We start from the raw sequence: 12,120 nt of genomic DNA, 5'->3' as shown, positions 1-12,120 counted from the left end.
GCCGCCGCGCCGCCGCAGGGAGGGCTGCGGGTGGAAAGTCTGACTGAGTCCGCCACGCTGGTTGGCCGGTCCGGCGTCGTCAAGAATATCGTCAGATGCCTGCGCGACGACGGGATGTCCGGCGCTCTCGTCGTCGGCAACCCGGGCACGGGAAAGACGGCCATTTCCAGGGCGGTCATCCGCGAACTCCGCCCGCACACTGCCGTGATCCGACTCGCGGCAACGCCGGCATTGTCTGCCGTGCCGTTCGGCGCGCTTTCGCCCTATCTCGGCCAGCTGCCCGCCCACGACCTGGATTCATTTTCCGCGGTCGTGAAGGCCGTGACGGACAGCATCAAGTCCGAGCCCAGCAAACCGCTTTTTGTGATCGATGACGCCCAGTGCCTGGACCGCGGGACGACGCAGCTTGTAGCGCAAGCCGTCGCCACCGGTGCGGCCAGTGTCCTGGCGACCTGCCGGCCGGGTTTGTTGATCCCGGAGGAATTCCTGGCGCTTTGGGATGACGGAATCCTGGCCAAATTCGACCTGGAGCCGCTCACCCGTGCCGAGGTGCATCAGCTCTGCGAGCAGGTGCTCCGCGCCGACGTCTCGCCCTGGGCGAGTGCGGTGTTCGCAGATGCCTCCGCCGGCAACCCGTTTATGCTGCTGTCCCTGATTGAGCACGCCCGGAACACGGGGGCCCTGGGGCTGCGCCATGGAATCTGGTTCCTCATCTCGCCTCCCGGCTTGTCCGATATCCCGGTGGCTGATCTGATCGGTCACGAACTGCGGTCCATGTCACCGGAGGAGAGGACAGCTGCCGCGATAGTGGCCCTCGCGGGACCGCTTCCGCTCGGCCAGCTCTTGGGATTCGGTGGCCCCAAGGCTGTCGACGCCCTGGAAAGGGCCGGGATCATCAGAGTGTCCCGGGGCGCCGACCGAACCGTCCGGCCCGCGAGTCCCCTGATCGGTGAGATCATCCGCCGTTGGGTTCCGGCGGGTCGAAGCGCCGGATTGCGTGCCAGTTTTGTCTCACTGCCCCCGGGAGCGTCGGTGCCTCCCGAAGCCTTCCTGAACCGGGTCCGGTGGGCGCTGGACTGCGGAGCCGCAGTGCCGGCGGACCAGCTCCTCAAGGCGGCCAGCATCGCCAACGTTGGCCTCGACGCGCAGACAGCGTTGAGGACCGCGGCCGCGGTTTCCGAGGATGCGATGATTCCGGAGGCACGGTTGCAAATGGCATATTCGCGGTATCTGCTGGGGGACCGCCAGCAGTCCGCACAGTTCCTGCAGCTCGCGGGACCTGTCCCGAACCAGGACGCCCGGTACCTGGCGGCCCTGTTGTCCGCCCGCCTGAGGGGGCCGGCAAAGCTGCTGGCAGACGGCGCCGCACCCACCGGCCCGGGTGTTCCCGCCGGTGGAGCAGCACCGGCCGCAACGGGGCCGTCGTGGTTGGATGTTGCCGCGATCGCCGTGGCGGCGGAGCCCCTCGGGAGCCAGCCCCGCGGCGGCACCGAGGACCGTGAGGGCGGTCTGAGCCAGCTGGTTGTGGCCGCCGGGGATCGGCGCGACATTAAGATTCCGGCGGAGTCACAGCTCGCCGAGTTGCTCTGTGCCAAAGGCAAGGTGGCGGAAGGCCTGGGGCTGGCCCGCGAGGCCTGGCACGGGGCGCGCAGCGCCAGCCAGGCGTTGCCCCTCGTCTACGAAGACCTCCTGGTGCGGTACAGCCTGAGCCTGAACTGGGCGGGGGAGTGGGAGGCGCTCGCCTCGGCCCTCGATGAGTACGAGGCTGACTTCCCCTCGAGGCTGCTGCTCAGCGGCGGCATCCTGCACTTGATGAGAGGCCTCGCCCGTGTCCGCCAGGGGCGCATGCCCGAGGGCATTGCCGAACTCGTTTCCGGCGTCGAGGAACTCACCATCGCCGATCCCTGGGAGTTGCTGCCCTTCGCCCATTCGGTCGCCGCGTACGCCAACTCCGTGGTGGGCCACGCGGGGGAGGCCGAGGAGCACGCGGCGGCATTCCGGCTTTCGCGGTACCGCGGGCCGGGGGCGCTGCCCCTGCTCGCTGACGCGTACTCCACCGCGGCCGGCGGGGCACCGGGCGGCGGGGAGGTCAGCAAGAGGCTCGCCGGCCTGGCCGCGGAGGCCAAACGGCAGGGATTGCGGGGGATTGAGACGGACATCAGACGACTGGCCTTGCGCCACGGGGACACCGGGGCCGCGGACGGTCTTGCCCGCAGCAGCCTCGCGGTCGAGGGACGGGAGGCCAGTATGCTGCACGATTATGCGCTCGCGGTGCTGCAGGCTGACGACGCCGAACTGGTCAGGATCAGTGACCGGGCGCTGCGTGCCGGCTATGTGTTGCTGGCGCTCGAGGCGGCCCAACAGGCGGAGCGGTGCCTGGCCGAAACCACGGACAAACGGAAACTGCTGGCCGTCCAGCGCAAGATCCAGAACCGGATGACTGCTGCCGGAATGGCGGCCCACATTGACCTTGTCCGTCCCGAGCAGGATGGGGAACTCACCGCTAGGGAAACCGAAATCCTCGATCTGGTGTCCGGCGGAGCCACCAACGCCGAGATCGCCAGCAGGCTCTGCGTGTCCCAGCGGACCGTGGAAGGACACCTCTACCGGGTCTTCGCCAAACTGGGCGTCAGCCGGCGGGTCGACCTCATCGACACGGGCGGCGATTCACCCCGGCCCTGAGGCCCTCCCAGCGGGAAACATCGGAAAACAGCGGATAGCCCAGAGCCGTCCGCAGAACCACCCGCCGACCAGGGGCGTGCCGTTCCGTGGGATGATGGGCAGTAGTCCATTCGACCCGATCCGAGGAGGCCAGCGTGGCTCTTGTGCCCACGTCAGAGTCCCAGGCCCTGCTCTTGCCTGCACTGACCGACGACGAGGTGTTGCGGATCCGCAATGACTTCCCCATCCTCTCAAGGTCCATGGGCGGGCACCCCCTGATCTATCTGGACTCCGGGGCCACGTCGCAGAATCCGCTCAGCGTCATCGAGGCCGAGCAGGAGTTCTATGAGCAGCGGAACGCCGCCGTGCACCGCGGAGCCCACCTTTTGGCCGTAGAAGCCACGGAATCCTTCGAGGACGCCCGCGAAACCCTGGCTGCGTTCCTGGGGGCCGGGGCCGACGAGATCATCTGGACTTCGAACGCCACCGAGGGCCTGAACCTGCTCAGCTACGGGTTCCTGAACGCGTCCCTGCCGGGCGCCGCAGCTGAGGCGGCACGATTCGCCCTGGGCGCCGGCGACGAGATTGTGGTCACCGAGATGGAGCACCACGCGAACCTCATCCCGTGGCAGCAGCTCGCCGAGCGGACCGGTGCCACGCTGCGGTTCATCCCGGTCGACGACGCCGGCGGGCTGGATCTCGACGCGGCCGCCCACATCATCAACCCGGCCACCAGGGTCCTCGCGTTCAGTCACGCCTCGAATGTCCTGGGCACCATCAACCCGGTCAAGTCCCTGGTGGCGATGGCCCGGGAGGCGGGTGCCCTGACAGTGCTGGACGCCTGCCAGTCCGCACCGCACCTGCCGCTGGACGTGCGGGACCTTGGCGTCGACTTCGCGGTCCTCTCGGGACACAAGATGCTGGGCCCTACCGGCATCGGCGTGCTGTATGGCCGGTCCGAGTTGCTGAACGCGCTGCCGCCGTTCCTGACCGGGGGATCGATGATCACCACCGTGACGATGGAGCGCGCCGCGTTCCTGCCGGCCCCGCAGCGCTTCGAAGCGGGGACCCAGAAAGTTTCCCAGGCCATCGCACTCGCAGCCGCGGCGAACTACCTTACCGAGACGGGGATGGGCCGCGTCCACGCCTGGGAGTCCTTGCTGGGGCAGCGCCTCGTCGAGGGCCTCGCGTCGATTCCCGGCGTCCGGGTCCTCGGGCCGGCGCCCGGACAGGAGCGGATCGGCCTCGCGTCGTTCGACGTCGCCGGAGTGCACGCGCACGACGTCGGACAGTTCCTGGACAGCAAGGGCATCGCCGTCCGGGTCGGCCACCACTGCGCCCAGCCACTGCACCGCCGCCTGGGACTGACGGCCAGCACCCGGGCCAGCACCTACCTGTACAACACCACGTCTGATGTGGACGCTTTCCTCGCGGCTGTCGCCGGGGTCCGTGCCTACTTTGGAGCCTAAGGATATTCCCGCATGAGCCTTGAACAGCTGTACCAGCAGATCATCCTGGAACACGCGAAACTGCGAACCGGCAGCGGACTGGCCGAGGCGCCGGTTCCGGCAGGCGCGTCGACCGGTCAGTCCCACCAGCTCAATCCCGTCTGCGGGGATGAGATCACCGTGCGGGTGGCGGTGTCCGACGGGAAGGTCGCCCAGTTGCGCTGGGACGGGGCAGGGTGTTCGATCTCAATGGCCTCGGCCTCGGTGCTCACCGACCTCGCCGAGGGGATGGACGTCGGCAGCTTCACGGCGGTCATCGACAATTTCCGCGAAGTCCTGCGGTCCCGGGGAAAAATGGCCGCGGATCCCGAAATCCTTGGCGATGCGTCGGCCTTCGAGGGCGTTTCCAAGTACGCCGCCAGGGTCAAGTGCGCCATGATCTCCTGGGTTGCGGCAGAAGATGCCCTTGCCCAGGCGCTGGCGCCCAGCACGCCGGCACCCCAGATCCCGTAGCACCCCAGATGCCGTAGAACGCCGAGAACCGTAGAATCCCTGGAACCGTAGAACGCACGCGGCCTCAGCCCAGCAGGCCGGCAATCCCGATGACCGCCGTCGCCGCCCCGAGCAGCATGGAGATGCTGACCAGGACGACGTGGACGGTGAGGAATCGGGTGGCTTTGCCGTTGGCGTCGCGGGACCTCGGATCCTTCATGACCCGGCGCAGGAACTGCGGCCAGACGGCAAGGGACCAGAGGCCGGCCACGATCAGGACGACGGCCAGGACTGCCGGAAGCACCATGGGCTAGTGGCTTTCGAGCCAGGCCTGGGCCTGGGTGGACTGGATGTTCAGGGCCTTGCCCACCATCGGCTCGGCCGCCTCGGCGATCTTGCCGCCCAGGAACGGCACCGAGGATGTGACGGTGCCTTCCAGTTCGATCCGGGTGCTGCCGCCGTCGGAGACGAGGCGCTGGACGGCGTTGACATCCAGGGGTGCGCCGGCGACCTTCATGGTGATGTTGCTCAGCCGGGAGCCGTCGGCTGCGGGCGCGTCCCAGGTCTCGAGCTGCGTCACCTTCAGGCTTTCGCCGACGAACTTCCGGGCAATATCCGGCATCCGGGTGGTCGGGATGGTCCGCACGGTGGTGGTGCTGAAGGCGCCTGCCGTGTCGCCGTCGACGGCGAAGGACTCCAGGGTGCCGCCGACGAGTTCACTCGTGTGGCGCAGGAAGTCCTCGTTCACGAAAACCGCGGTGACGCGGTCAACGCTGTGCGGAAGGTTGGTGGATGCACTCAATGCCATTGGGGGTCCTCCGTGGGGTGGAACTGGTCGTTTCGGGCTCCAAACATCCTACGCGGTGTGCCCGGCTGGCTCCGATTCCTGGTCCTGCAGGGCCTTGGCCGCTGCCGTGATATTCCGCGACATGGCAGGGAAGATCAGGCTGTGGAACGGCAGCACCGCCAGCCAGTAGAGGCGCCCGCTGAGACCTTTCGGGAAGAAGATTGCCCGCTGGCGGTACCGGCTCCCGGTTCCCTCCGGCTCGACCGACAGCTCCAGCCATGCCCGGCCCGGCGCCCGCATTTCGGCGCGCAGCCGGAGCAGCCGGCCGCGATCGATCCGCTCCGCCCGCCACCAGTCCACCACTTCGCCCTCAGCCAGCCGGTGCGGGTGCCGCCTGCCGCGCAGCAGCCCGGCTCCGCCGGTGAGCTTGTCCAGCAAGCCGCGGATACGCCAGGCCAGGGGCATGGAATACCAGCCGTTCTGCCCCCCGATCCCCTCGATGATGGTCCAGACGTACTTGGGATCGACGTCGCTGGAGTAGCTGCGCTCATCCAGGTACACGAGGTAGCCGGCCCACTCGGGATCGGACGGCAGCGGATCGGCGTCGGCGCCCGCGCTGGCCCAGGTGGTCTGCACCTGGCCGTCGCGCTCCTTGCCCAGGGCGAGGGCGACTGCCCTCCGGTAGGGGGTGAGCCCTCCTTCCGGCGGGGGGATGTACGCGTCGATCTCGTGTTCCCGGGAGACAGCATCGTGCTGGAGGGACTCCACGAGCGGCAGGGACATCGACAGCGGAATCGGTGTGGTCAAGGCGACCCACATGCCCGCGAGTTTGGGCGCGGGAATGGGGAGCGCCAGCACCACCCGGTGCGGGAGCCCGGCCTCCGCGGCGTATTCCTGCATCATGCCCGCGTAGCTGAGGACCTGGCGGCAGCCGATGTCGAAGGTGCGGTTGGTCGGGCCTTCGAGCGCTGCCGCCGCGACCAGGTAATGCAACACGTCGCGGACCGCAATCGCCTCGATCTTGTTGCGCACCCAGCTGGGCGCCGGCATCAGGGGAAGCGTCTCGGACAGGTGCCGGATCATCTCGAACGACGCCGAACCGGAGCCGATCACGACGCCCGCCTGGAAAACGATGGCGTCGACCGGGCAGTCGAGGAACACCTTGCCCACGGCTTCGCGGGACCTCATGTGGGTGGAGAGCTCGGCGTTGGCGGGGTGCAGGCCGCCCAGGTAGACGATCCTGTCCACGCCGGCGTCGGCCGCGGCCCGCGCCGCGGTCTGGGCCATCGCCTTTTCCTTGGATTCGAAGCCCGACCCGGCCGCCATGGAATGGACCAGGTAGTACAGGACATCGACGCCGTCCAGCGCCGCGCGCAGGGCATCGCCGTCGTCAAGGCTGCTCTGGACAACTTCGACGTCGGCCAGCCACGGGACGCCGGCGATCTTGGCCGGCGTCCGGACCAGGACCTTCACGGTGTGACCGGCCTCCAGCAGCCGGGGGACCAGCCGGCCGCCGATGTAGCCGGTCGCGCCGGTGACCAGCACCGTCTTCGGCGTGACGGTCTGCGCGGGCTTGGTCTGCGGGGTTTCGGGCGTGCTGGTCATGGTGACTCCTTGTCGTCTATGAGGCATTCGGAGCGCCAGGCCGTCTGGACGGCCGCGTATCCTGCCAGCCTAGTCCGGCGCCCGTTGGCGCCGGCAGGTCGGTGTCCCGGCAGGCGATCCGGATGCCTCCGGGCTGCGCGGTAGGCTTGGGGTACCCGGGATTCTCGCGAATTCCGGCTATTCGTGTTGCCTGCATCCCCGTGATCCCTTCAGGAGCTTCAGTCCATGAGCCTCAACGGCCCCTCTCTCACCGGTCTGCGCCGCGTCCTCGCCGAAGACCGGAACTACGCCCGCGTCCGCGCCGAAGCCTCCCGCGGTTTCGCAGACCGCAGCGAGGACTATCAGATCAGCGCTCCCGCCGGCCTGCGCTCGGCGTTGCTCGCGGAAATGGCGGACGGGCTCGCCGCGCTAGCGGACAATACAGCGGACAACACGGCGGACACCCCGGCGGACGGCAACGGCCGAGCACCGGTCGTCCTGGCCATCACCGCCACCGGCCGTGAAGCCGAGGACCTGACCGAGGCGCTGCGCGCCTTCCTGCCGGCCGACGCCGTCGCCGAATTCCCCAGCTGGGAAACACTCCCGCACGAACGCCTTTCGCCGCGCTCGGACACGGTGGGCCGGCGCCTGTCGGTGCTGCGCAGGCTCGCCCACCCCGAAACTTCCGCCAGCGGCGCCCTCCGCGTCGTCGTCGCTCCTGTCCGCGCCGTCGTCCAGCCCATCGTCGCCGGACTCGGTGAGCTGGTCCCGGTCACTTTGAAGGTGGGCCAGGAGGCACCGTTCAGCAACGTTGTCAGAAGCCTCGCCGACGCCGCCTACGCCCGCGTGGACATGGTCACGCGCCGCGGTGAGTTCGCCGTCCGCGGCGGGATGCTCGATGTCTTCCCGCCGACCGAGGACCACCCCATCCGGGTCGAGTTCTTCGGTGATGAAGTGGACCAGATGCGCTGGTTCGCCGTCGCAGACCAGCGCTCGCTGAGCGCGCCGGGGGTGCATCACCCCACAGAACTGCACGCCCCGCCGTGCCGCGAAATCCTCATCACACCCTCCGTGATGTCCCGCGCTGCGACGCTGAAATCAGAACTGCCGGCCGCCGCGGACATGCTGGAAAAGATCGCTGGCGGCATCGCCGTCGAGGGCATGGAGTCCCTTGCCCCGGTGCTGGTGGACTCCATGGTGCCGTTCCTGGACCAGTTCCCGGCCGGCTCGATGGCCGTGGTCATCGAACCGGAAAAGGTCCGGACCCGCGCCCACGACCTCGCCGCCACAAATGAGGAATTCCTCGAGGCGGCGTGGTCCACGGCGTCCGACGGCGGGACAGTGCCTCTGGCATTGGACACTGTTTTGACCTCTGGGGCGTCGGCGGCCCTGCACTCCGCCAGCTTCCGTTCGCTCACCGAAACCCGCTCCGCCGCCGTCGCCCACGAGGTGTCCTGGTGGTCGATCACGTCGCTGGCCACCGACGAGGAGCTGCTTCCCGACGTCGACGTCCTCAACCTGCATGCCCGCGAACCCCGCGGTTACCAGGGCGACGTCGCCGAGATGATGGCCTTCATCGGCTCCCACGTCAGGGAGCAGTGGCGGATCGTCGTCGTCACCGAGGGTCCAGGCCCGGCCCAGCGGCTTGCCGAGCTGTTCCACGACAACGACATCCCGTGCGCCCGGGTCGACTCCCTCAACGACGACCCCCAGGCCGGGCTGATCGAGGTGACGACGGCCGCCGTCGGACGCGGTTTTGTCCTGGAGCCGCTCAAACTGGCCCTCCTGACCGAGGCGGACCTGCTGGGCCGTACCTCCGCGGGATCCACCAAGGACATGCGCCGGATGCCGTCCAAGCGGCGCAACGCCGTCGATCCGCTGCAGCTCGTGGCCGGCGACTCCGTGGTGCACGAACAGCACGGCATCGGCCGGTTCGTGGAGCTGATCCAACGCAAGGTCGCGGGTGGGGGCGATGGGGTGCGCGAATACCTTGTGCTCGAATACGCGCCGTCGAAACGCGGCGCCCCGGGTGACCGGCTCTTCGTGCCCACGGACCAGCTGGACCAGGTCACCCGCTACGTCGGTGGGGACACCCCCGCGCTGAGCAAAATGGGCGGCGCGGACTGGGCCAGCACCAAGTCCAAGGCCCGCAAGGCCGTCAAGGAAATCGCCGGGGAGCTGATCCGGCTGTACTCCGCCCGGATGGCCTCCCGCGGCTACGCCTTCGGCCCCGACACCCCCTGGCAGCGCGAGCTCGAGGAAGCGTTCCCGTACGTGGAGACTCCGGACCAGCTGACCACCATCAACGAGGTCAAGGCGGACATGGAGCGGGAGATCCCGATGGACCGGCTGATCTCCGGCGACGTGGGCTACGGCAAGACCGAGATCGCGGTGCGGGCGGCATTCAAAGCCGTCCAGGACGGCAAGCAGGTCGCCGTGCTGGTGCCCACGACGCTGCTCGCCCAGCAGCATTATGAAACGTTCACCGAGCGGTTTTCCGGCTTCCCGCTGGTGGTCAAGCCGCTGTCCCGCTTCCAGGCCGCCAAGGAAGCCAAGGAGACGGCCGAAGGGGTCAAGGCAGGTTCCGTCGACGTCGTGATCGGCACCCACCGGCTCCTGTCCAAGGACTTCGCGTTCAAGGACCTCGGTCTGGTGATTGTGGACGAGGAGCAGCGCTTCGGCGTCGAACACAAAGAGGCGCTCAAGAAGATGCGCACCAATGTCGACGTCCTGGCCATGAGCGCCACCCCGATTCCCCGGACCCTGGAAATGTCGTTGACCGGCATCCGCGAGACCTCCACGCTGGCCACCCCGCCGGAGGAACGCCACCCCGTGCTGACCTACGTCGGCCCGTACACCGACAAGCAGACCTCCGCGGCGATCCGCCGCGAGCTCATGCGCGAAGGCCAGGTGTTCTTCGTGCATAACCGGGTGTCCACGATCGACCGCACCGCGGCGAAGATCCGCGAGCTGGTCCCGGAGGCCCGGGTGGAGGTGGCGCACGGGCAGATGTCCGAGAGCCGGCTCGAGCAGATCATCGTGGACTTCTGGGAGAAGCGCTTCGACGTGCTGGTCTGCACCACCATCATCGAGACCGGCCTGGACATCTCCAACGCCAACACGCTGATCGTGGACGGCGCGGACAAATACGGGCTCTCCCAGCTGCACCAGCTGCGCGGACGGGTGGGCCGCGGCCGCGAACGCGCCTACGCCTACTTCCTCTACCCGTCCGAAAAGCCGCTGGGCGAAGTGGCGCTGGAGCGGCTCAAGGCCGTCGCCACCCACAACGAGCTCGGTGCGGGCATGCAGCTGGCCATGAAGGACCTCGAAATCCGCGGCGCCGGCAACCTGCTCGGCGGGGAGCAGTCCGGCCACATCCAGGGCGTCGGCTTCGACCTCTACATCCGCCTGGTCGGCGAGGCAGTCGCGGAGTACCGCGGCGAGGCCGAGGAGAAGGCCGCGGAGATGAAGATCGAGCTGCCGGTCAACGCCCACCTGCCGCACGACTACGTGCCGGGCGAACGGCTGCGCCTCGAGGCGTACCGGAAGCTCGCCTCGGCCATCACCTACGAGGCGATCGACGAGGTCCTCGCCGAGCTTGTGGACCGCTACGGCGAGCTGCCGCTGCCGGCGACGAACCTGATCGACGTCGCCCGCTTCCGGGTGGGCGCCCGCGAAGCCGGACTGTCCGACGTCGCCCTGCAGGGCAACTTCATCAAGTTCTCCCCGGCGCAGCTGCCGGAGTCCAAGCTCATGCGGCTCACCCGGATGTATCCCGGATCGCAGTCCAAGCCCGCCCTGGACGCGGTGCTCATCCCGAAACCGAAGACCGCCCGGATCGGCGGCCGCGACCTGCAGGACGCCGAGATCCTCGAATGGGCCAACGGCGTCATCCGCAACATCTTCTCCGACGCCCCGCTGTCTGCCTCACCGACGGGGCGTTAGACGGTGATGGGAGGACACCACGCCGCGTCGGGAGCCGCGGCGTGGGTGGCTGTTGCGTCAACGGGCCCATACGCGCTGGGCTGGTACCCGCTGGACGCGACCGGGATTGTGATCGGCGGGATGGCGACGGCGGGCACAGCACTGGTCTGCGACTGGGACCACCGTTCCAGCACAGTGGCGCACTCGCTGCCGCCGCTGTCGAACGTGATCGCAGTCGGCATCGAAAACGTCTCCGGCGGGCACCGGCAGGGGACGCATTCGCTGCTCGGCGCGGCGTTCTTCGTGCTGCTCGCGGCGCTGGCCGGGCAGCTCCAGCTGCAGACCGACTTGGGCCTGCTGTCGGTAGGCGCCGGGCTGCTGTGCATGTTCATGATTAACATCGCCGCCAAGGCGCTGAAGCTCTTCCCGAAGTACGGCTGGATCAGCAACTGGGTCTTCGCCCTCACCATGGCCGGGCTGGTGACCTGGTTCGCGCCGCACCAGTGGACGTGGCTGCCGGTGTCGATGCTGACCGGCGTAATGGTGCACATCGTGGGGGACATGGTCACCACCGGGGGAGTGCCGCTGCTCTGGCCGGTGGTGATCAAGCCGCCGAAGTTCCTGCGGAAACTGCCGCTGCTCAAGAACGTCTGGAAGGCCAACGGGGCGTTCTCCATCCCGCTGCTGGGCCGCGCCGGCTCACGGCGGGAATGGTTCGTGCTGATCCCGGTCAGTGCCTACGCCATGATCGGCATGTTCGGCGCGGCACTGGCCCTGGCCGAGGTCCACTGGCCGGCCGCCGTCGCGCTGGGGACCGGGCTGGTGCGGAGCCTGTTCGGGTTGCTGGCCGCCGCATAGGGGCTATAGGACAAGACATGTGCATGGAATGTGCCTGCTTCCCAGTGGCGGGCGGCACTGCTGCTTGTGTAGCTGCGGAGTGTCTGGTTTGTGGCCGGACCCTGGGCCGGAAGGGGCAGGCAGTTGTACCTGCACAGCGGGAGTCCCGGGCATTCCTTCCGGTTCATCGGACCTGAACTCCGGAGGGCGCCGTTCTCCGTCCGGGGCGCCTTTGAACACGTTTTCCGGCCTTTGGGTCCAGTGTTTGCGGCGTGTCCGTGTCGAAGTGCCCCCGGACCGCTGACGACGGGCGACATCAGGGGCTCGCCCGGGTCCGCTTGCTTAGGGTCCAGGCAGGACGTGCCGGCACGCCGGGGGTTACCCACG

8 protein-coding genes are annotated in these 12,120 nt (G+C 68.4%); 5 read left to right on the top strand and 3 right to left on the bottom strand.

The features are described from left to right. Positions 1–30: 30 nt before the first annotated feature. The 3 genes from ACZY0Y_RS01350 to sufU all read left to right on the top strand — a co-directional run bounded on the left by ACZY0Y_RS01350 (position 31) and on the right by sufU (position 4,622). A complete protein-coding gene (locus ACZY0Y_RS01350) occupies positions 31–2,682 on the top strand; it encodes a helix-turn-helix transcriptional regulator (protein ID WP_463956529.1) in 2,652 nt (883 codons plus the stop codon). Between the two features lie 134 nt (positions 2,683–2,816). After that, positions 2,817–4,130: a SufS family cysteine desulfurase gene (locus ACZY0Y_RS01345; protein WP_463884312.1), complete on the top strand. Its 1,314-nt coding sequence runs from the start codon at positions 2,817–2,819 to the stop codon at positions 4,128–4,130. Positions 4,131–4,142: 12 nt separating this feature from the next. Beyond that, positions 4,143–4,622 carry a Fe-S cluster assembly sulfur transfer protein SufU gene (gene sufU / locus ACZY0Y_RS01340; RefSeq protein WP_463884310.1) on the top strand — a complete coding sequence of 160 codons (480 nt, stop codon included), beginning with the start codon at positions 4,143–4,145 and terminating at the stop codon, positions 4,620–4,622. A gap of 64 nt (positions 4,623–4,686) precedes the next feature. On the opposite strand, the gene ACZY0Y_RS01335 is transcribed toward sufU, so the two are convergent. From ACZY0Y_RS01335 to ACZY0Y_RS01325, 3 genes are read right to left on the bottom strand one after another with little or no spacing between them, the layout of a single operon-like run. After that, entirely contained in the window at positions 4,687–4,908 is a 222-nt protein-coding gene (locus ACZY0Y_RS01335; RefSeq protein ID WP_463884308.1) for an SCO4848 family membrane protein, read from the bottom strand. Between the two features lie 3 nt (positions 4,909–4,911). After that, positions 4,912–5,409, bottom strand: coding sequence for a DUF2505 domain-containing protein (locus ACZY0Y_RS01330; protein WP_463884306.1), 498 nt, complete (start codon positions 5,407–5,409; stop codon positions 4,912–4,914). Between the two features lie 48 nt (positions 5,410–5,457). Beyond that, positions 5,458–6,993: an SDR family oxidoreductase gene (locus ACZY0Y_RS01325; protein WP_463884304.1), complete on the bottom strand. Its 1,536-nt coding sequence runs from the start codon at positions 6,991–6,993 to the stop codon at positions 5,458–5,460. Positions 6,994–7,218: 225 nt separating this feature from the next. Here ACZY0Y_RS01325 and mfd point away from each other — a divergent pair, with 225 nt between their 5' ends. After that, on the top strand, positions 7,219–10,917 hold the full coding sequence (gene mfd / locus ACZY0Y_RS01320) for a transcription-repair coupling factor (RefSeq protein ID WP_463956528.1): 3,699 nt from the start codon (positions 7,219–7,221) through the stop codon (positions 10,915–10,917). A 6-nt stretch (positions 10,918–10,923) separates the two neighbouring features. Beyond that, positions 10,924–11,754, top strand: a complete 831-nt coding sequence (locus ACZY0Y_RS01315; protein WP_463956527.1) for a metal-dependent hydrolase — start codon at positions 10,924–10,926, stop codon at positions 11,752–11,754. Positions 11,755–12,120: the final 366 nt, after the last annotated feature.

This window comes from Pseudarthrobacter kochi, from assembly GCF_055412805.1.
The sequence above is the reverse complement of the archived record's forward strand: the minus strand, read 5'-3'. Positions and strand labels throughout refer to the sequence as shown.